The organism is Amycolatopsis sp. NBC_01480 (assembly GCF_036227205.1).
Lineage (GTDB): Bacteria > Actinomycetota > Actinomycetes > Mycobacteriales > Pseudonocardiaceae > Amycolatopsis.
Window position 1 is genome coordinate 8,860,493 of the sequence record NZ_CP109442.1, and the last position, 23,649, is coordinate 8,884,141.

Sequence of the window (23,649 nt, forward strand, 5' to 3'; positions counted from 1 at the left end):
CCCTGTTTCAGTTTTCGTCCGGTTTGGTATCCAGCACAGCGGCGGCGCGGCGGATGAGTGCCTCCAGCGCGCGGAACCACGTTTCGGCCAGATCGCGGACGGCGTCCGGCGAGGTCACGGCCGAGGGCCACGACCAGTAGGCCGCCAGCGAAGGCCCTTCCGGCTTGTCCTCGGTCAATGCGTTGACGGTCAGCGCGTGCGAGACGCGCTTGCCCGGGTCGGCGCCGAGGTCCGCCGCGTCCGCCTCGGGCGCGTACGCCCAGTCGGCCGCGTCGGCGTGCCCGAACCGGCCCATGTAGTTGAACTCGATCTCCGGCCGCGGCAGCGCCGCCAGCTCCGGCCCGGTCACCGGGTTCAGGTGCCGCAGCAGCCCGAACCCGGTCCCGCCCACGGGCGGCGCGTCCAGCTCGGCTCGCACCCGCTCCAGCGCGGCCCCGGCCGCCGGGCCGCCCGCCAGCGCGTCGGCCACGTCGACCGCGCCGAGGTCCAGGCACACCGGCACCACGCTGGTGAACCAGCCGACGGTCCGGGCCAGGTCGGCCCCGCCCGCCAGCTCGTCCTCACGGCCGTGGCCCTCGAGGTCGACCAGCGTCGCGGCCCCCTCGGAACCCCGGCGACGGCGCCAGTCGGCGACCGCCAGTGCGAGGCCGGTGAGCAGGACGTCGTTCACCGTCGCCCGGAACGCCGCGGGCACGCGGCCCAGCAGCGGCCCGGTCAGCTCGGGCGGCAGGGTCAGCGCGAGGCTGTCCAGAGTGGACTCGACGTCGCGGGCCGGGTCGAGTGGACGGTCCAGCGGAAGCGGCACGCCACTGCCCAGCACCGCGCGCCACCGGTCCAGCTCCGCCTTGCGCTCGGGCGAGGTCGCCCGCGCGGCCAGCTCCTCGGACCACCGCCGGAACGAAACGTCCACAGTGGGCAGTGACACCGTCCGTCCCGCCGAGACCGCTTCCCACGCGGCCGCGAAGTCCGGCAGCAGCACCCGCCACGAGACGCCGTCGATCACCAGGTGGTGGATCAGGACCAGCAGACGTCCGGTGCCCTCGCCCGCGTCGAACCAGGTCGCGCGCAGCATCGCGCCGGCGTCCGGGTCGAGCCGCGCCCGGGTGGCCACCGCCTCGGCCGCGATGACCGGCTCCAGGCCGGTCATGCCTCGGACGTCCACTGTAGACACCCAGTCGCCGACATCCACTGACCCCGGCACTTGCAGCGCCCACCGGGCTGTGGAGCGGTCCAGCCGCGCGCGCAGCATCGGGTGCCGGTCGACGACGGCCTGCAGCACCGCGGTCAGCTGGTCACCGGTCATGCCCGCGGGCGTCAGCAGCAGCGCCGCCTGGTGGTAGCCGGCGATCGGGCCGCCCAGCTCGCGCATCGCGTGCATGATCGGCGTCAGCGCGGCCGTGCCCGTGCCGTCGTCGGAGACCGCCGGGGCGACCACCTCGGTCGCGACCTCCGCGAGGCCGGCCACGGTGCGGTGCCGGAACACCTCACGCGGCGAGATCCGCAGCCCGGCGGTGCGGGCGCGGCCGACCAGCTGCATCGCGACGATGCTGTCGCCGCCGAGGGCGAAGAAGTCGTCGTCGACGCCCAGGCCCGGCACCCCGAGCACGTCACCGAACATCGTGCACAGCGTCCGTTCCCGGTCGGTTGACGGCGCGCGCCCACCGACCAGCTCCGTGAAGTCCGGCGCGGGCAGCGCGGCCCGGTCGAGCTTCCCGTTCGCCAGCACCGGCAGGGCTTCGAGCACCACAAACGCAGCGGGCACAAGGTAATCCGGCAGCGTCTCGGCCGCATGCCGCCGCAGCTCACCGGCGTCCACTTCGACCGATGGCACCACGTACGCCACCAGTTGTTTGACGCGGTCCTCCCGCACCACGACCACGCTCTGCGCGACGGCCGGATGCCGGTCCAGCGCCGCCTCGACCTCCGCGGGCTCCACCCGGAACCCGCGGATCTTCGCCTGGTCGTCGGCGCGGCCGCCGAAGTCGAGCCGCCCGTCGGCCGTCCACCGCGCGAGGTCGCCGGTGCGGTACATCCGGGCGCCGGGCGGGCCGAACGGATCCGCGACGAACCGCTCCGCCGTCAGCTCCGGCCGGCCGAGATAACCCCTCGCGAGTCCGCCGCCGGCGAGGTACAGCTCGCCCGTGACGCCCGGCGCGACCGGCCGTAACGCCCCGTCCAGCACGTACGCGCGGGTGTTCGCCACCGGGCGGCCGACGAGCGGGCGCTCGCTGTCGCCGATCCGCGCCACCAGCGCGTCCACAGTGGACTCGGTCGGGCCGTACAGGTTGAACGCCTCGGTACCGGGCAGCGCGGCCAGGCGCCGCCAGAGCGCGTCCGGCACCGCCTCACCGCCGACCCCGACCACGGCGAGCGGGCAGCGGTCGCCGTCCAGCAGCCCGGCATCGGCCATCTGCGCGAAGAACGACGGCGTGACCTCGATGAAGTCGAACCCGTCGCGGCGGATCTGCTCGGCCAGCAGCTCCGGGTCCCGCCGCGCCTCGTCGCCGACGACGTGGACGGCGTGCCCGTCGAGCAGCCACAGCTGCGGCTGCCAGGACGCGTCGAAGGAGAACGACCAGGCGTGCCCCACATTGAGGTGCGCCCGCCCGGTCCGTTCGACGGCCGGCCGGTACAGCGTCTCCCGGTGGCTGTGGAACAGGTTCACCACGCTCGCGTGCGTCACCACCACACCCTTCGGCGTGCCCGTGGAGCCGGACGTGTAGATCACGTACGCCGGGTGGCCGGGCAGCAACGGCCGGAGCCGGTCGTCCTGGCCGAGGTCCGTGTCCGGCAGGTCGACGGCCAGTAGGTCCGGCAGCAGCACGGTGTTGGTGATCTCGGGCAGCGCGGGCCGCAGCTCCGGCACGGTCAGCAGGAGCGCGGGCTGGGCGTCGACGAGCATCGCGGCCAGCCGCTCGGCCGGGTAGTCCGGGTCCAGCGGCAGGTACGCGGCCCCGGCCTTGTGCACTGCCACGATCGCCAGCAGCATCTCGGCCGAGCGCGGCAGCGCCAGCGCGACCAGGCTTTCCGGTCCGGCGTCCAGCTCCACCAGTGCCCGGGCGAGCCGGTTGGCGCGCTCGTTCAGCTCGCGGTACGTCCACTTCGCGCCGCCGACGACGGCCACTGCGTCCGGTGTGCGGCGGACCTGTTTCTCGAACAGTCCCGCGACGGTATCCGGCTCGACCTCGAGCGCCGTGTCGTTCCAGTCGCGCAGGATCCGTTGCCGGTCCGGTTCCGGCAGCACCTCGACCGTCCCGGCCGGACAGTCCACATCGGACACCATCGCGGCCAGCAGCCGTGTCATCCCGGCGAGCAGCCGGACGGGAGTGTCCTCGGTGAACAGGTCGGAGCGGTACTCGGCGGTCAGCCGCAGCCGCTCCCCCGGCTCGACCGCCCAGGTCAGCGGGTAATGCGTGGAGTCGCGGTGGTCCACGATCTCCGCCCGCAGGCCGTCATCGTCCGGCTCGTCGTCCGCGCCGGGGTAGCTCTCGAACACCATCAGCGTGTCGAACAGCTCGCCCAGCCCGGCCTCGCGCTGGAGGTCGGCGAGCCCGACGTGCTGGTGGGCCAGCAGCGCGGACTGCTCTTCCTGCACCCGGTCCAGCACCGCGCCGAGCGGCTCGGCCGGGTCGAACCGCACCCGCACGGGCACGGTGTTGATGAATAGCCCGAGCATCCGCTCCACGCCGGGCAGCTCCGGCGGCCGTCCCGCGACAGTCGCGCCGAACACCACGTCGGTGCGCCCGGTCTGCGCGGCGAGCAACAGGCCCCACGCGGTCTGGACCAGCGTGTTCACCGTCAGCCCGCGCTCGCGGGCGAACGCGGTGATCTCCTCGATGGGGAGCTCGGCCGTGACCCTTGAGGGCAGCGCCGGAGCCCGATCGGGGTCAACCGGGGCGAGGTGGGTCGGCTCGGCGAGACCGTCCAACGCGGCCCGCCACGCGCCCGTCGCCGCCTCGCGGTCCTGATCACGCAGCCAGCCGAGGTAATCCCGGTACGGCCGCGCGGCCGGCAGCGCGCGTCCCGCATACAACGCGGACAGCTCCGCCAGCAGCCGCGGCACGGACCATCCGTCGAGCAGCAGGTGCTGGTGCGAGACGACCAGCCGATGCCGGTCCTCGCCGGACCGCACCAGCAGGAACCGCAGCAGCGGCCCGGCCGCGACGTCGAACCGGCGCCGCTCGTGGGCCAGCTCATCCTCCAACGCATTGCCCGTGCTCTCCCGCCATTCGGGCTCAGCCGAGCGTGAGACGAGTGCGACCGGGCGGCCGGAGCCGAGGTAGCGGTAGCTGGTGCGCAGGTTGGGGTGCCGCGCAAGCAGCTCGCGCACGGCGTCGCGCAGCCGCGCCGGGTCCAGCGGTCCGGCGAGGTCGAAGCCGAACTGGACGGTGTAGACGTCCGGGCCGTCGGTGTCCACAGTGGCCAGGAACAGCAGGCCGGACTGCAACGGCGTGAGCGGCCAGACCTCGGCGGCATTGGGCGCCACCGTACGAAGCTCGGCTCGCTCGGCCTCGTCCAGTTCCTGCAGCGGCCGGCCGTCCCCGGTTGCCGGGGTGGCGAGTTGTGTTCCCGCGGCATCGGCGAGCCCGGTGACGGTGCGGTGCCGGAACACGTCCCGTGGGCTGAGTACCAGCCCGGCCGCGCGGGCACGCGCCACCAGCTGCATCGCGACGATGCTGTCCCCGCCGAGGCGGAAGAAGTCGTCGCGTACGCCGACCTTCGGCAGACCGAGCACTCCGGCCATCAGCTCCGCCAGGGTGCCCTCGTCGTCGGTGGCCGGAGTGTCGTCGGTGACCTCGAACTCCGGCGCGGGCAGCGCCCGGCGGTCCAGCTTGCCACTCGGGCCGAGCGGCAACCGTTCCAGCGGGACAACCGCCGCGGGCACCATGTGCTCCGGCAGCGTCCGGGCAGTGTGGGCCAGCAGCTCCTCGATGTCCACGGTCTCCCTGGCCGGGACGACGTACGCGACCAGCTGCCGTCCATCGTGGACGATCACCCGCGCCTGCGCGACTGCCGGGTGTGCGGCGAGCGCCGCGTCGATCTCACCCAGTTCGACGCGGAAGCCGCGGAGCTTGACCTGGTCGTCGGCGCGGCCGAGGAACTCCAGCTCCCCGTCTGGGGTCCAGCGGGCCAGGTCGCCCGTGCGGTACATCCGCTCTCCGTCACCGAACGGACTCGCGACGAACCGCTCGGCCGTCAGACCCGGCCGTGCGAGATAACCCCGCGCCAGCTGGACACCCGACAGGTACAGCTCACCCGCCACGCCCACCGGAACCGGACGCAAGTGGGCATCCAGCACGTGAGTGCCGGTATTCCACACCGGACGTCCGATCGGGACCCGTCCGGACGCCGCCACCCGGGCCGGTGCCGCGGTGACATCGACCGATGCCTCGGTGGGACCGTAGAGGTTGTGCAATGCGGCGGGCAGGTGGAACCTGGCCACCAGGTCGGCGGGCAGCGCCTCACCGCTGCACAGCACGCGACGTAGTCCGATGCAGTCCGCAGCCTTCGGCTCGGCGAGCCAGACCTCCAGCATGGACGGGACGAAGTGGACAGTCGTGATCTCGGCGGTCCGGATCAGGTCAACCAGGTATGCCGGGTCCTTGTGCCCGTCCGGCTTGGCCACCACGAGGCTTGCCCCGGTGATCAACGGCCAGAAGAACTCCCACACCGACACGTCAAAACTCGACGGAGTCTTCTGCAACACCCGATCATCCGCCGTCAGCCGGTACTCGTCCTGCATCCACAACAGACGGTTCACGATGCCCGCATGAGGCACCACCACCCCCTTGGGACGCCCCGTCGAGCCCGACGTGTAGATCACGTACGCCGGAGCCGACGGGTCAACCCGAACGTCCAGATTGGAGTCGTCATAAGCGCTCACGTCCACCGGCCCATCCAGGACCACGGCCGGGGACGCGTCCGAGAGCATGAACTCCCGACGCGCCGCCGGATAGTCCGGATCCAACGGAAGATAAGCAGCGCCCGCCTTGTGAATCGCGTACAACGCAACCACCAACTCAAGCGACCGCGGCAACGATACCGCGACCACTGACTCCGGACCAGCACCCCGTTCACGAAGCCACCGCGCGAGACGGTTCGCCCGTGCATTGAGCTCCACATAGGACAGAGTCGTGCCCTCGAACACCACCGCAGCAGCATCCGGCGTCCGCGCCACCTGAGCCTCGAACAACTCCGGCAACGTCACCCGCGGCACCTCACGCGCGGTCGCATTCCACGAAGCCAGCCGCGACGGTTCGTCGTCGCTCAGCACGTCCAGTGACCCGACCGCCGCGGCCGGGTCGGCCACCACCTGTTCCAGCACTCGCACCAGCCGACGGCCGAACGCCTCGGCCGTGGCGTGGTCGAACAGGTCGGCGCTGTACTCGATCGCACCGGCGATGCCGCCGTCCGGCTGTTCCAGGAAGCCGAACTCGAGGTCGAACTTCGCCGCCCCGGACGTCACGTCCTCACGGGCCACGCTGAGCCCGGGCAGCTCCGGCAGCCCACCCGTCTCGGGCAGGTACACGACCATGACCTGGAACAACGGGTGCCGCGCCAGCGACCGTTCCGGATCGGCCAGCTCGACCACCCGGTCGAACGGCAGGTCCTGGTGGTCGAACGCGGCGAGGTCGGCCGTGCGCACCCGGCGCAGCAGCTCGCCGAACGCCGGGTCGCCGGTCAGGTCGGTGCGCAGGACCAGCGAGTTCACGAAGAAGCCGACCAGGTCGTTCAGCCGCTCGTCGGACCGCCCGGACACCGGCGCGCCGAGCGGGATGTCCGTGCCCGCGCCGAGCCGGTGCAGCAGCACGGCGACGGCGGCCTGGGTGAGCATGAACATGCTGACGTCGTGCCGTCGGGCAAGGGCCCGCAGGTCCGCCGCGAGCCCGGCGGGCACCGGGAACGTGACGGTGCCACCACGGTGACTCGCCTCCGCCGGCCGTGGCCGGTCCGCGGGCAGCTCCAGCTCGTCCGGCAGCCCGGTCAGCTGGTCGCTCCAGAAGGCGCCCTGTCGTTCCTCCACATCGGACAGAGCGTCCCGGTGCCACAGCGCGTAGTCCGCGTACTGGACGGGCAGCGGTGTCCACTTCGGAGCATCACCGTCGAGCCGGGCGCGATAGGCCACGGCCAGGTCGGCCAGCAAGGGATCTTCCGACCACTCGTCGGTGACCACGTGGTGCAGCAGCACCAGCAGCACGTGCTCCTCGGCACCCAGCTCGTAGAGGCGCACTCGGACGGGCGGCTCCTCACCGAGCTGGAACGGAATCTCCACTTCGGCCCGAATCCGAGCCTCAACGTCGTCCGTGTGCGCCATGGTGAAGTCCACCGCGACGTGGTCCAGGATCCGCTGCGCCGGGACACCGTCCTGCTCGGTGAACACCGTCCGCAGCACCTGGTGCCGCGCCACCACATCGCCGAACGCGGCCCGCAACGCGCCGGCGTCGAGCGGCCCGGTCAGCCGCCAGGCGTACGGGATCGAGTACGTCGTGGTCGGACCTTCCAGCTGGTGCAGGAACCACAGCCGTTGCTGCGCGGCCGAAAGCGGCAGCACCTCCGGCCGCTCCCGCGGCTCCAGCTCCGGCCGTGCCGCGGCCGCACCGAAGCGTTCGACGAGCCGCGCGACGGTCGGCGCCTCGAAGACGTCGCGCACGGTCACCTCGGCGCCCAGCACCGACCGGATCCGCGAGACGAGCCGCATGACCAGCAGCGAGTGGCCGCCGAGGGCGAAGAAATCGTCGTCGATCGACGGCGCGGGCACGTCGAGCAGGTCGGCGAAGAGCCCGGTCAACGTCCGCTCACGGTCGTCACGGGCTACCCGGCCGCCGCCGGCGGTGAACTCCGGGTCCGGCAGCGCCGCACGGTCCAGCTTGCCGCTCGGGCCGAGCGGCAGTTCGCCGAGCACCACGATCGCCGCCGGCACCATGTGCTCGGGCAGCCGCCGCGCGACCTGCGCCCGCAACTCGTCGACAACAACGTCCGCGCCGGTCACGTATGCGATCAGCCGGTCCTCCCGGGCAATCACCGCAGCGGTCCCGACCGCGCTGTCCGCAGTCAGAGCCGCCTCGATCTCCCCCAGCTCAACGCGGAACCCGCGCACCTTGACCTGATCGTCGGCGCGGCCGAGGAACTCCAGCACCCCGTCCGCCGTCCAGTGCGCGAGATCGCCCGTGCGATACATCCGCTCACCGTCACCGAACGGACTCGCCACAAACCGCTCAGCCGTCAACCCCGGCCGCGCGAGATAACCCCGCGCCAGCTGGACACCCGACAGATACAACTCCCCCGCCACACCCACCGGAACCGGACGCAGATGGGCATCCAGCACGTGAGTGCCGGTATTCCACACCGGACGTCCAATCGGAACCCCCGCACCCGCGAACGGCCCGCTGGCCGGGAACGCCGTGACGTCAACCGACGCCTCCGTGGGCCCGTACAGGTTGTGCAATCCAGCGGGCAACAGCTCCCCGAAGCGCAACGCCAGCTCCGACGGCAAGGCCTCGCCGCTGCAGATCACCCGCCGCAGACCAACACACCCAGCGGCGGCAGGCTCCTCCAGGAACAGCCGCAGCATCGATGGAACAAAGTGGACAGTCGTCACGCCCACGGTCCGGATCACCTCGGCCAGATATGCCGGGTCCTTGTGCCCCTCCGGCTTCGCCACCACCAGCGTCGCCCCGGCGATCATCGGCCAGAAGAACTCCCACACCGAAACATCAAAACTCGACGGGGTCTTCTGCAACACCCGGTCATCACCGGTCAGGCCGTACTCGTCCTGCATCCACAACAGACGGTTCACGATCCCCGCATGAGGCACCACCACCCCCTTCGGACGCCCCGTCGAACCCGACGTGTAGATCACATACGCCGCAGACTCCGGCGAAACCCGCACACCCAGATCCGAGCCGTCGTAACCAGTCACGTCCACCGGCGCGTCCAGCACCACCACCGGGTCCGCGTCCACGATCATGAACTCCCGACGCGCCGCCGGATAGTCCGGATCCACCGGCAAATACGCCGCACCCGCCTTGTGAATCGCGTACAACGCAACCACCAACTCAAGCGACCGCGGCAACGACACCGCGACCACCGACTCCGGACCAGCACCCCGCTCACGAAGCCACCGCGCAAGCCGGTTCGCCCGCGCATTGAGATCCACATAGGACAGAGTCGTGCCCTCGAACACCACCGCGGCAGCATCCGGCGTCCGCGCCACCTGAGCCTCGAACAACTCCGGCAACGTCACCCGCTGCACCTCACGCGCGGTCGCGTTCCACGAAGCCAGCCGCGCGGGCTCGTCCTCGGCCAGCACGTCCAGCGCGCCGATCCGCACGGCGGGGTCGGCCGTGACCTGGGCCAGCACCGAACCCAGGCGGGCGAGCAGGCGCGTCGCGGTGTCCTCCGAGCACCGGTCCTCGGCGTACTCCAGCATCAACGTCAACGGCCCGGACGGTGCCTCGTCGACCAGGGTGAAATGCAGATCGAACTTGGCCGTCGCCTGGCCGGCGTCGAGCCATTCGGTGGGCAGGCCGAGCACGTCCGGATCGCCGCCGGGCCGGTAGTGGTAGCCGACCATCACCTGGAACAGCGGGTTGCGGCCGGGCACCCGCGGCGGGTTCAGCTGTTCCACGATGCGCTCGAACGGCAGGTCCTGCTGGGAGAACGCGGCCAGGTCGGCCGTTTTCACGCGGTCGAGCAGGTCCCGGTAGGCCGGGTCGCCGGACACGTCGGTCCGAAGCACCAGCGTGTTCACGAAGAAGCCCACGAGGTCGTCCACCGCCGCGTCGGTGCGGCCCGCGATGGGCGCGCCGAGCGGGATGTCCTCCCCCGAGCCCAGCCGGCTCAACAACGCCGCGACCGCCGACTGCAAGACCATGAACAGGCTCGCCCCGGCCTTGGTGGACAGCTCGCGCACGGCCGCCGTCAACCCGTCCGGCAGCGACACGCGCGCCTTGCCGCCGCGTCCGGTCGGCCGGGCGGGACGGGGGCGGTCCAGCGGCAGCGGGACCTCGTCGGGCAGTCCACGCAGGACGTCCGTCCAGTACGCCAGCTGCTCGTCCCCAGTGGACGCGAGGAAATCGCGTTGCCACAGTGTGTAATCCGCGTACTGAACGGGCAGCGGTGTCCACTTCGGAGCCTCACCGCCGAGCCGAGCGCGGTAGGCGGTGGCCAGGTCGTCCAGGAACGGCCGGTCCGACCATTCATCGGTGACGCCGTGGTGCAGCAGCATCGCCACCACATGGTCGTCGTCCGCGACCCGCAGCACGTCAAGGCGCACCGGCAGCTCACGGGCGAGGTCGAAACGCCGCTCGACGAGCCCCGCCACGTCCGCGACCGACCCATCGGCCACGGTGAACGGGATCTCCGGCGAGGCCTGGATGTCCTGGTACGCCGTGCCTTCGTGGTCACCGATCACGGTGCGCAGCACCTCGTGCCGCTGCAGCACGTCGCCGAACGCCATCCGCAGCGCGTCGACATCAAGCGCCCCACGCAGCCGTACGAACAGCGGGTACGTGTACGCCGCGGCAGTGGTGCCCAGCTGGTCGAGCAGCCACATCCGCTGCTGCGCGAACGACAGCGGGATCCGCTCCGGCCGTTCGACCGGCACCACCGACGGCCGCGCCGGCGCACCCGCACCCGCCCGTTCCGCCAGCTGCGCCGGGCTCGGCGCCTCGAACAGGTCCTTGATCGCCAGCTCGGCGTCCAGCTCCGTGCGGGCCCGGCTGATCAGCCGGGTGGCGAGCAGCGAGTGCCCGCCGAGGTCGAAGAAGCTGTCCTCGACCCCCACCCGGTCCAGGCCCAGCACCTCGGCGAACAACGCGCAGAGCATCTCCTCCTGCACGTTCTCCGCGTCCCGGCTCTCCGCCAGCGAGACGGCGGGCTCGGCATCGGGCAACGCGCGCACGTTCAGCTTTCCGTTGTCGGTCAACGGAAGGACGGCGAGCGTCACGAACGCGGCCGGGACCATGTAGTCCGGCAGCTGCCGCTTCAGCTCCTCGCGCAGCACCTGCACCAGCTCGCTGCCGCCCCGCGCGGCCGTCGGGCTGTTCGCGAACCGAGTGAGGTCCGAGCCGGTGGCCGCAGGCACGTACAGCCCCGAGACCAGGTCCGTCAAGGCGTGCGGGACGAACACCGCGTCGAACACCCCGTCCACGCCGCTCGACCATGTCGTGTGGACGCGGAAGCCGAGCCGTTCGCCGAGCTGGTGCACGGCCTCGGGCTCGATTCCCCCGGAGTGATCGTGGAACCGGGCCAGGACGTCGAGCAGCGGCACGCCTGAGTCGAGGGCGCGCATGGCGGCGAACTCTGCCGCGAGCCGCGCGTCGGGAATCCGGCTCACCCGCAGCGTTTCGACCCCCGCAGTGAGGCGCTGTTCCAGCTCGTCAAACGAGCCCAGCTCATCCCAGAGCGCCCGCGGAGCCTGCGCCACCGGCACGGAGGCTGTGTCCTTGGTCAGGGCGACGTCGTAGCGGTACCGGCTCAGCTCGTTGTGCAGCGCGGCCCGCTTCACCCGGACCAGCGCCTCCACCCCGGGCAGTTCGTGCGCGAGCGCGACGAAGTAGTCCGGGTCGAGCAGCAGCTCCTTCTCCAGCGCCGCACCACGTTCGACGGCCCGGCGCACCTGCGCGACGTCGGACGTCGCGTCCGCGCGGGTCAGCTGGATCGCGGTGTGGAACGAACGGGCCAGCCGCAGGTTCCGCACGTCGCCGACGAACAGCGACCCGCCCGGCGCGAGCAGCTCAAGCGCCTGCCGCAGCACGCCGCTCAGGTAGTCGACGCTCGGGAAGTACTGGATCACCGAGTTGATCACCACGGTGTCGAAGTGCCCGCGCGGCAGGCCGTCGAACACGTGCGCCGGCTGGGTCCGCAACGTCACCTTCGCCGCCAGCACCGGGTCCTGCGCCAGCTCGCGCGTCAGCTTGCCGATCACCGGCGCGGCCAGGTCGGTGCCCCAGTACTCCTCGGCGGCCGGCGCGAGCTGCCCCATCAGCAGCCCGGTGCCGACGCCGATCTCCAGGATCCGCCGCGGCGCCAGCTCGCCGATCCGCGTCACGGTCGCCGAACGCCACTCCCGCATGTGCGCCGGCGGAATCGGCTCGCCGTCGTAACTCGAGTCCCAGCCGGCGAAGTCCTCGGTGAACAGCGCGGTCGGGATCTCGGTGTACTCGTCGGAGTAGATCTGCTCCCACTCGCCGACCTGGTCGGCCTCGGCCGCGTCCCGCGCGTCGCTGCTCAGCTCCGCGGGCACGACGTAGCCGACCAGCCGTTGCAGGCCCGGCGCCGACGGGTCCGGCCGCGCGATCACCGCGGCCTGCGCGACCTGGGGGTGCCGGCTCAGCGCCGTCTCGATCTCGCCCAGCTCGACCCGGTAGCCACGGATCTTGACCTGGTCGTCGGTCCGGCCGAGGAAGTCCAGGTTCCCGTCCGCGCGGCGGCGCACCAGGTCGCCGGTGCGGTACATCCGCGAGCCGGGGGCGCCGAAGGGGTCGGCCACGAACCGCTCCGCGCTCAGGCCCGGCCGGCCGAGGTACCCCCGGGCCAGGCCGGTCCCGGCGATGTACAGCTCCCCGGGCACGCCGTCGGGCACCGGCCGCAGCCAATCGTCCACAATGTACGCGCGGGTGTTCCGGATCGGCTTCCCGACGGTCGGCGACGCGCTGTCGGTGGTGCCGCCGCCGAGCGTGTTGATCGTGTACTCGGTGGGGCCGTACAGGTTGTAGCCGTAGGTGCCCTCGGTATCGCGCAGCCGGTGCCACACGGACTCGGACACCGCCTCGCCGCCGAGCAGCACCAGCGCGGGCCGGTGGCTGCCGGCCCCGTCGTCGAGCAGGCCCTCCTCGATCAGCAGGTGCGCGTACGTCGGCGTCACGTTGACCACGTCCACCTGCTGCCGATCGCAGTACGCGACCAGCGCGCGGGCGTCACGGCGCAGCTCCTCGTCGCAGACGTGCACCTCGTGGCCCTCGACCAGCCACAACAGCTCTTCCCACGACATGTCGAAGGCGAACGAAACGGTGTGCGCGATCCGCAGCCGCCGCCCGCCGGCCGACGCGATTGCCGGGCCGAAGATCGCCTCCTGGTGGTTGAGCTGCATGTTCGTCAGCCCACGATACGGCGTCACCACGCCCTTGGGCTTGCCCGTCGAGCCGGACGTGTAGATCACGTACGCCGGGTGCTCCAGCCGTCCGGCGCGGTCGCGGGCGAACCGCGGGCGCTCGGCGTCGGCCAGCTCCGCACCGGACATCGCGGCCAGCTCGGCCCGCGTCTCCGCGGTGTCGATGAGCACCCGCGGCAGGTCCGCGGGCAGCGAACCGGCCACCGCCGTGGTCGTGACCAGGCAGAGCGGGCCGGCGTCGTCGAGCATCATCGCCAGCCGGTCGGCCGGGTAGTCCAGTTCCAGCGGCAGGTACGCCGCGCCGGTGCGCAGCACCGCGAACAGCGCCACGACCATGTCGATCGACCGCGGCAGGCCGAGCGCGACCACCTGCTCCGGCTCGGCGCCGCGGGAGAGCAGCAGCCGAGCCATCCGGTTGATGCGCTCGTCCAGCTCCGCATACGTGAGGCGCTGCTCGCCGAAGACGAGCGCGGTCGCGTCCGGCGTCGCCGCGGCCTGCGTCGCGAGCAGGTCGGCGATCGTGTCACCGACCATCGGGTGCTCGCTCGCCGACCAGACCTCCGCCAGCTCTTCCCGGCGCTCGGCCGACAGCGTCTCCAATGCGCCCACGGGGGCTGTGAAGTCGCCGACCAGTTGCTCGACCAGCGACGTGAACCGGCCGAGCAGCTCGTCCGCTGTGGCCGCGTCGACGATGTCGTCGCGATAGGACAGCGTGACGCGCATGGAGTTGCCCGGCGTGACGACGAGGGTCAGCGGGTAGTGCGTGGCGTCCACATTGACCAGTCCGGTGATGCCGTGCCGGTGCTCCAGACCGGCGGTGCGCTCGTCACCGTCGTTGCCGCGCAGCACGAACAGCGTGTCGAACAGCACACGGTGCCCGGACTCGCGCTGCAGCACGCCGAGGCTCATGAACTCGTACTGCGTCAGGTCCATCCGCTCGGACTGGACGCGGCGCAGCAGGTCCAGCACCGGCTCGTCCGGCAGGAGCCGCACGCGCGTCGGCACCGTGTTGAGGAACAGCCCGATGGTCGTCTCGATGTCCGGCACCGCGGCCGGGCGGCCCGCGACGGCGGCGCCGAACACCACGTCCTGCCGTCCGACCACAGTGGACAGCACAATTGCCCACGCCGCGTTCAGCACGGAGTTCACGGTCAGGCCGTGCCGCCGCGCCTCCTCCCGCACCCGGCCGGTCAGCTCCGGCGAAAGACTCGCGTCGAGGTTGCCCGGCGTGACCGGCTCGAGGCCACGGGTGTCCGGGCCGATCAGCGTCGGCTCGGCCAGCCCAGCCAATGCCTCCCGCCAGGCCGCGGCCGCGACCTCGGTGTCCTGTCCGGACAGCCACTCCAGATAGTCCACATAGGAGCCCGAAGACGGCAGGCCGCGGTCGTCGCCGCCCAACTCGTAGAGCGCGAACAGCTGCTCGATGAACAGCCACGCCGACCAGCCGTCCCACAGCAGCAGGTGCCGGTTCAGCACCACGCGGTCACGCCGTTCGCCCAAGCGCACCAACGTGATCCGGAACAGCGGCGGTGACGCCAGGTCGTGCCGGGCCGCCCGGTCCTCGGCCATCAGTTCGGCGAGCCGCGCCTCACGGTCTTCTTCGGACAGTTCTCGCAGGTCCACTTCGGTGACCGGCGGGGTGAGCGCGGCGGTGACGAACTGGACCGGACCGCGCAGACCCTCGCTGGTGAAGCCGGCCCCGAGGCTCGGCGTCCGCCGGACCAGGGCTGCGCAGGCCGCGCGCAGCCGGTCCGCGTCCAGGTGCCGGTCGAGGTCGATCGCCTCCTGGATGGTGTAGATGTCCACTCGCGACTGGTCGTAGCTGGAGTGGAAGAACAGGCCTTCCTGCAACGGCGACAGCGGCCAGATGTCCAGCAGCGGCAGCGGGCTCAGCCGTTCCACCCGCTCGATCTCGTCCTGGGCCAGGTCGATCAGCTTCAGGTCCGAAGTGGTCAGCCCGGAGGCCGGCGGGACGGCCGCGGCCAGCATCTCCAGCGCGGCCCGCCACGCGTCCGCCAGCTCGGCTCCGCGCCCGATGAAGGTGGCGACGAGTCGTGGCCCGTCCCCGGTCTCCTCGCAGCTGACGCCGATGCGCAGCGCGTGAGCCCCGGCGGGCGCACCCGGTCCCTCGACGAACGTCCAGTCCCCGGTCCCAGCGGGAGTCCGGCCCGCGTAACGCAGCAGCACGCCGGGTGTCGCCAGCTGGGCGAACAGAGGTGTGGCCTGCGGGTTCAGGTAGCGCAGCAGGCCGTAACCCGCCGCGTCGGGGGCCGCGCGGACCAGCTCCTTGACCTGCTTGAGGACGTCGAGCGGCGCGCCGGTTCCCGGCAGCCGGACCGGCCGCGTGGTGTGGAGTGCGCCGACCGTCGCGGGGAGTTCGGTGAGGCGGTCCTGGACGTCGACGATCAGTTCGCCGCCCGCGATCGCCAGCGCGGCCAGCAACACATCGGTGACGTCACCGTGGACGGCGGCCGGAAGCCGGTCAACCAGTGCTCGTGTGTCCTCAATGGACATTGTGACCGTGCGTTCGCCGTCTTCGCCGCCTGCAACGGGAGCGGGAGCGAGCACTGAAGCCCAGTGTGCGAGGTCGGCCAGCAGTTCGGGGTTCTGCGCGCGTTCGGTGACCTGTCGCGCGTATGTGCGCAGCGACGTCTCGACCACGGCGAACACCGGCGTCCGCCCCGCCTGTACGGCAGTCCACGCCGTCGCGAGGTCCGCGGCGAGCGCGTGCCACGAAGGCGCGTCAACGAGCAGCGGGTGCGCGACCAGCAGGAGCCGGTCCTCGTCCTCGAACCACACGGCCTGCAGCAGAACCCCGGCGTCCGGGTCGAGCCGGGACGCGGCGGCGTTCACCTCGTCAGTGCCTTCGGCCCGACGCAATACGTCGGCCGCCGCCAACGTGCCAGGCGGGCGGATTTCCAGCGACCACAACAGATCCGGCAGTCCCGGCACCGACGCGACCCCGCCGCGCTTCAGCCGCAGCCCGTCGTGGTGGTCCAGGACGGCCTGCACCGCGACGGCCAGCGCCTCGATGTCGGCGCCCGCGGGCGTCCGCAGCAGCACCGACTCGGCCGTGACGGCGTCACCCAGTTCCCGCAGACGGTGCACCTCGGGCAGCAGCGGCACCTCGCCGATCCCGTCCGGGTCCGCCTCGGGCCCGCCGGTGACCACCGGTTCGCCGCCGAGCGCGGCCAGCGCCGCGGGCGTGCGGTGGGTGAAGACGTCCTTCGGGCTCAGGTCGAACCCGGCGCGCCGCGCACGGCTGGACACGCTGATCGACGAGATGCTGTCGCCGCCCAGCAGGAAGAAGTCCCCTTCGGCGCCAACCTCAGCGAGGCCGAGCACGTCGGCGAAGATCGCCGCGAGCGCGCGTTCACGATCGTCGTCCGGCGCGGTACCTGAGGCAGCCGGCTGCGGCAGCGCAGGCGCGGGGAGCGAGCGGGTGTCCAGCTTGCCGCTCGGGCTCAGCGGGAACTCGTCCAGCACCACCAGCGAGTTCGGCACCATCGGCGCCGGAAGCGCCTCGGCCAGCGCGGCCCGCAGCGTGTCGACGTCGGCGGCACCCGCCGCGTAACCGACCAACGCGCCGTCACGCACCAGCACGGCGGACGCCGTCACCCCCGGCTGGGCAGCCAGCACGGCCTCGATCTCACCCAGCTCGATCCGGTTGCCACGGATCTTCACCTGACGGTCGGTGCGGCCGAGGTACTCGACCTCCCCGTCCGCGCGCCGGCGCACCAGGTCGCCGGTGCGGTACATCCGGGCGCCCGGCTCGCCGAACGGATCGGCGACGAACCGCTCGGCCGTCAGGCCAGGCTGCCCGTGGTAACCGCGCGCCAGCTGCACCCCCGCGAGGTACAGCTCACCCGCGACGCCGTCCGGCACCGGCCGCAGACAGGTGTCCAGCACGTGCAGCCGGGTGTTCCACACCGGACGTCCGATGGGGACAGTCCGCTCCGGACCACCGCGGAAGGCGAAGAAGGACACGTCGACCGCGGCTTCCGTTGGGCCGTAAAGGTTGTGCAGCGGCACGCCGGTCAACGCGCGCCATCGGCCCGCGACGTCACCGGGAAGGCCCTCGCCGCTGGCGAACACCCGGCGCAGGCTTTCCGCCCAGCGCACGTCTTCGGTGACCTCGTCCACGGAAAGGAACGCGCCGAGCATCGACGGGACGAAGTGCAGCGTGGTGATCCGCTGCTCCCGGATCACCTGCGCGAGGTAGGCCGGGTCGCGGTGCCCGTCCGGGCGCGCGAAGACCACTGTCGAGCCTTCGGTGAGCGCCCAGAAGAACTCCCACACGGACACGTCGAAGCTCGACGGCGTCTTCTGCAGCACCCGGTCGCCGGCGTCGAGCCGGTACTCGTGCTGCATCCACGCCAGCCGGTTGACGATCGAGCGGTGGCTGACCAGCACACCCTTCGGCCTGCCGGTGGAGCCGGAGGTGTAGATCAGGTACGCCGCGTCGTCTGGCCGGGCCGCCGCACCGGGCACCTCCACTGCGTCCGGACCGTCGACCGGCACCCGCACCGGCCCCGCCGGAAGCCGCGTATCCCGACCAGTCACGACCAGCCCCACACCGGACGCGCTGAGCATGTACTCCAGCCGCTCGGCCGGGTAGTCGAGGTCGAGCGGCAGGTACGCCGCCCCCGACTTCAGCACCCCGAGCAGCGCGACCATCAGCTCCACCGACCGCGGCACGGCGACAGCCACGACCGCACCGGGCCGGGCGCCCTGAACCCGCAACCGCCGGGCGAGCGCCTCGGCCCGTGCGTCAAGATCCACATAGGACAGCGACTCGTCCTCGAACACCACCGCGGTAGCGTCCGGTGTCTTCGACACCTGCTCGGCGAACGCGGTGACCAGACTCCACTCCGGCACGGCGACGGCGGTGGCGTTGAGCTCACCGAGCCGTTCCAGCTCGGCGGCCGAGACCAAGTCCACTCGGGACAGTCGGTCGTCCGGCGCGGCAGCGAACGCGTCCAGCACCCGCACGAACCGCTCGGCCAGCTGCTCGGCCGTCCGCGCGTCGACCCGGGCGCCGTCGAACTTGAGGCTGAACTCCAGCGCGTCCCCCGGCGTCGCGATCAGCGCGACCGGGTAGTGCACCGCGTCGACCACCTCAACACCGGTGACCCGCAGGCCGCCGGTGTGCTCGTTCTCCCGCGGGTAGTTCTCGATCACCACGAGCGTGTCGAACAGTTCCTCAGTCCCCGCACCGGCGAGGCGCTGCAGCTCGGCGAGCCCGAGGTGCTGGTGGTCCAGCAACGCGGCCTGCTCGTCCTGCAGCCGCCGCAGCAGCCCGGCCACGGTGTCGCCGCCGGACCAGCGCACGCGCACCGGCAGGGTGTTGATGTAGAGCCCGACCGCGTCCTCGATACCGGGGACGCCCGGGTCGCGGCCGGACACGGTGCTGCCGAACAGCAGGTCACCCCGGCCGGTCAGCCGCCCGAGCAGCAGGCCCCACGCACCGTGTAGCACAGTGCCCAGCGTCAAGCCGTGCTCCCGCGCGACAGCCCGCACTCGCGCCGTCGCCTGCTCGTCCATCGTGAAGTGGATCTTCGACGGCCGGCGTTTCCCGATCCCCGCCGGCTTCTCGACCAGGCGGGTCGGCTCGCTGATGTCCGCGAGCGCGTTCCGCCAGGCCTGCCGGGCGGCATCGTCGTCGCGCCTGGCGAGCCGGCGCAGGTGCGCCTCGCGCGAACTCGGCTCCGGGATCACCGGGCCGGTGACGCCGTAGCGCGCCAGGATCTCCCGCACCATCACCACCACCGACCAGCCGTCGGCGACGATGTGGTGGAAGGTCAGGGCCAGCCGGTTCCGGGTCCCGCGCACCAGCGTGGCCCGCAGCAGCGGCGGCCGGTCCAGCGTGAACCGCCGGGTGCGTTCCGCCTCCAGCGCAGCCGCCGCGTCCTCCGCATCCACCTCTTGCCACGGCAGCTCAACGCGCGGCGCGACGACCTGGACCACCCGGCCGTCGTTGAGCTGGCGGAAGCCGGAACGCAGCGAACTGTGCCGGTCCAGCAGATCCTGCACCGAGCGTCGCAGCTGCTCCGGGTCGAGCGGCCCTTCGAGGTCGAAGATCTCCTGGACGGTGTAGACGTCGTCGTCCTCGTACGCGGCGTGAAAGAAAAAGCCCTGCTGCAGCGGCGTCACCGGCAGCACTTCGGCGTACGGGCCGAGGGCGGCGGAGTCCGTTTCGGACAGTTCCAGCAGCGGCACTCCAGAATGATCCACAGTGGTCACTTCACCGGCGCAGGCGGCGAGCGCCTCGGCGGTGCGGTGCTGGAAGACCTGCCGGGGCGTGATCGCCAACCCGTGTGCGGCGGCCCCGAGCACCAGCCGGATCGAGGAGATGCTGTCGCCGCCGAGGGTGAAGAAGTCGTCGTCAGCGCCGACCGTCGGCACGCCGAGCACGTCGGCGAGGACACCACACAAGGCGATCTCACGCGGCGTACGCGGAGCGCGTCCCTCGGCGAGCGCGCCGAAGTCCGGCATCGGCAGCGCGGTCCGGTCGAGCTTGCCGTTGGTCATCACCGGCAGCCGGTCCAGCGGCACGAAGGCGGACGGCACCATGTAGTGCGGCAGCGCCTCCTCCACGAGGCCGCGCAGCTCCTTCATCAGCGACGCCGGGTCGCGGTACACCACCGGCACGTTCGCGAGTGGACCGTCCACATCGGAGTGGAATGTCGCGGTCAGCTCACCACGGGACAGCACGAGGTCAAACGCGGTCGCCTCGCCCGACCAGGTGGCGGCCGCGCGGTAGCCCGCCGCACCGGCCAGCTCGGCCAGCACGTCCGGGTCCATCGCTGCTCCCGGCCGGGTCGGCACTTCGCCGCCCAGCGCGCGCAACGCGGTCAGGTCCGGGATCAGCCGCTCGTTCGGGATCGCCGTCACCCGAAGGCTTTCCGGCCCGCCGGTACGGAGATACGAGGCCAGCGCGGCGGCCGAACCCAGCTCCGTCCACGCCACCGACACGGGCGACGCGGCGGCGGTCGCGCTCGTGCGCAGGACCACGTCGTACCGGTAGCGGCTCAGCTCGTTGCCGTACCCCGCCCGCTTGAGCCGGACGTCCACCTCGGCGATACCGGGGATCAGCTCCGGCAGCGCCGCGAAGAAACGCGGGTCCAGCAGCAGTTCGTCCTCGCGCGCGACGGCCGTGTCCACCGCCGCCAGCGAGGTGCCGCCCTGCGCGGACTCGACGCCCGCACGCAGCACTCGCAGCAGCCCGAGGTTCCGCACGTCGCCGACGAACACCGTGCCGCCGGGCGCGAGCAGGTCGATCGCCTGGCGCAGTACATCGACGAGGTAGTCCGCGCCCGGGAAGTACTGGACGACCGAGTTGATCACCACGGTGTCAAACCCGCCCCGCAGCCCGGCCAGCTCGTGCGCCGGTCGCGCGGACAGGTGCACCTTCCCGGCCAGCGCGGGCCGCTCGGCCACCCGCGCCGAGAGCAGGCGCACCACCTCCTCGGACAGGTCGAGACCCCAGTACTCCTCGGTTCCCGGCGCCAGCTTCGACATCAGCAGCCCGCTGCCGACGCCGATCTCCAGCACCCGCCGAGGCGCTCGCCCGTGGAATCCCAGCGCCTGGATGGCGTCCACTGTGGCCGCCCGCCAGGCACGCATTTCCTCCAGCGGCAAGGGATGGCCGTCATAGCTGGAGTTCCAGCCGGTGAACCCCTCGTCGAACGGGTCGCGGTCGGCGACCGAGTAGAGCAGCTCGTGCACGTCCTTCCACCGGCCGACCTGCGCGGCCTCGCGCGCCGCATCCCGCGCGTCCGGTCCGGCGGCTTCGGGCACCACGTACGCAACCAGCCGCCGGTCACCCGGCTTCACCTCGCGCGGCACCACGGCCACCCGCGAAGCAGCGGGGTGCGCGGCGAGCACCGACTCGATCTCGCCCGGCTCGATCCGGAAGCCGCGGATCTTCACCTGGTGGTCGGCGCGGCCGAGGAAGTCCAGGTTCCCGTCGGCCCGCCAGCGCACCCGGTCGCCGGTGCGGTACATCCGTTCCCCGGGCCCGGCGAACGGGTCGGCGACGAACCGCTCGGCCGTCAGCCCGGCCCGCCCGACGTACCCGCGTGCGAGCCCGCGCCCGCCGACGTACAGCTCGCCCTCGACGCCGACGGGCACCGGGTTGAGCGCGGTGTCCAGCACGTAACAACGGGTGTTGGGGTCGGGCCGGCCGATCGGGATCGGCCCGGTCCAGCCCGGCTCGGCCGCCCAGAGGGTCGAGTTGACGGTCGCCTCGGTGAGGCCGTACGCGGCGACCACCCGCAGGTCTTCCGCCCAGCGCGCGATCAGCTCCGGCGGCACGGTCTCGGTGCCGACGAGCAGCACGGCGCCGCGGGGCAGCTCGCACTCCGGCGGCAGCGCGGCGACCAGCGACGGCGGCAGGATCATGTGCGTGGCGGCGTTTTGGGTGATGTACCCGGTCAGCTCGACGCCCGCGACGCGGCGGTGCGCGGGCACCACGATCACCCGCCCGCCCACGCACAGCGACATGATCAGGTCCCAGACCGTCACGTCGAACCCGACGGAGGCGAACTGCACCACCCGACTGTCCGAGGTGATGCCGATCCGCTCGGTGGCCGTCGAGATCAGGCTGCCGACGCCGTCGTGCGACAGCACCACGCCCTTCGGCTGCCCGGTGGAGCCCGAGGTGTAGATCACGTACGCGGCGCGGTCCAGCTGGAGTCCAGTGACATCCACAGTGGACGAGTCCAATGCGGACAGTTCTGCCCGCACGGCCGGATTGTCGACCGGCACACGTCCGACGGAATCCAGCTCCGGCAGCTGCGCGGACAACTCCACAGTGGACAGGACGGCGCGCGCACCGGCGTCGGAAAGCATGTACGCCAGGCGGTCCTCGGGGTGATCGAGGTCCAGCGGCAGGTAGGCCGCGCCGGCCTTCAACACGCCGAGCAGCGCGACGACCAGCTCGATCGAGCGTGGCAACGCCACCCCGACCACGTCCTCGGCACCGACCCCGCGGGCGGCGAGCAGCCGCGCCAGGCGGTTCGCAGCCGCGTCCAGCTCCGCATAGGTGAGCTGATCGTCCTCGCATACAACGGCGACGACATCCGGTCGCTGCGCCACCACCGCGCCGAACGCCGCGGGCCACGACAGCTCGGGCGACTCGGCGGGCGAGGTGCCGAACTCGACGAGCACGCGCTCGCGTTCGGCCGGGGTGAGCAGGTCGATCGAGGCGATCGGACGGTCGGGCTCAGCCGCCAACGCGTCGAGGACCGCGGTCAGCCGGCCCTCGTGCTCGGCCAGCGCGCCGGCGTCGCCCAGTCCGGCCAGCTCGATCCGTAGCGGGCCGCCCGCGCCGGCGTCGTGCGCCGTGATGGCGAGGTCGGTGACCGGGCCGAGCGCGAGGCTGCGCACGGACGCGACCGCCCCGCCGAACTGCACCGGCGCGTCCGGCAGGAAGTTCAGGCTCAGCCCGGTCAGCTCCAGCACGCCGCCGGGCAGTCCCAGCTCGCGCGCGAGGTCTTCGCCGCGGTAACGGCCGTGCTCCAGCAGTTCCGCGACCGTGGCCGTCACCGAGGCCAGCAGCTCCGCCGGGGTGGTGTCCGGGCGCACAGCCAGCCGCAGCGGCAGCACGTTCGACACCATGGCGGGCCGGTCGCGCAGCTCGGCCTCGGGCCGCGCGGCCACCGGCAGGCCGAAGATCAGGTCCTCGGCCCCGGTCACGCGGTGCGCGTACGCCGCGACGGCCGCCAGCGCCACCCGCGAAAGCCGGGTCCCGTGGTTGCCCGCGAACTTGCGCAGGCCGTCGGCCCGCGCGGGCGAAAGCGTGAACGAATGCCGGACGACCGCGCCGCCGCCGGAAGCCAGCCGGACGGGATCCGGTCGTCCGGCCAGTTTTTCGCGCCAGTACGCCTGATCGGCCCCGTACAACGCCGACTCCCGGTACGCCGCCTCGGCGGCGAGCACCGGCTCCGTCGACCAGTCCACTGTGGATGTTTCGCCGCCGTAAACCGCGGCGGCACGGCGGGTGAGCGCCGCCTGGCCGTGCGCGTCGATGACCAGATGGTGGTACTGCTGCGACCAGAGCACCCGCTCCGGGCCCAGCACCAGCAGCGCGTGCGCGGTGAGCGGGCCGCGGGCCAGGTCCGGGACCCCGGCCAGCCCGGCGCGCATCCACTCGTGCGCCGCGCGGTCCGGGTCCGGCTCGCCCGAGAAGTCCACCACCGGCACCTCGGCCGCAACGGGTGCCGGGTACAGCCGGGGCACCCCGGTCTCGTCGACGTCCGCCGTCACGTGCAGGCCTTCGGCCTCGTCGAGCACCTGGCGCACAGCGGCACCGAGCCGCTTCAAGTCCACCACACCGGAAACCTCGGCGTACCAGCCGATCTGGTACGCCGGGTCCGCCGGGGCGATCCGCTGGGCGAAGAAGACCCCGGCCTGTGCCGCGGTCAGGGGGGAACCGGGCACGACGCCGGTCATCTGCGAGCCTCCACCGTTCACTGAAGCTGGTCACCTGGACACCAGGGCTCGTGAGTGTTCATGCCGGTTAGAACCGGCAT

The 23,649-nt window shown here is 72.1% G+C and carries 1 protein-coding gene; it reads right to left on the reverse strand.

Annotated elements, in window-relative coordinates; genetic code table 11:
- Nucleotides 1-7: 7 nt before the first annotated feature.
- Nucleotides 8-23,569, reverse strand: coding sequence for a non-ribosomal peptide synthase/polyketide synthase (locus OG371_RS41320; protein ID WP_329062187.1), 23,562 nt, complete (start codon nt 23,567-23,569; stop codon nt 8-10).
- Between the last annotated feature and the right edge of the window lie 80 nt (nt 23,570-23,649).

Excerpts from the sequence above, each read along its gene's own strand:
- OG371_RS41320 (WP_329062187.1), bottom strand. The coding sequence starts at position 23,569 with ATGACCGGCGTCGTGCCCGGTTCCCCCCTGACCGCGGCACAGGCCGGG.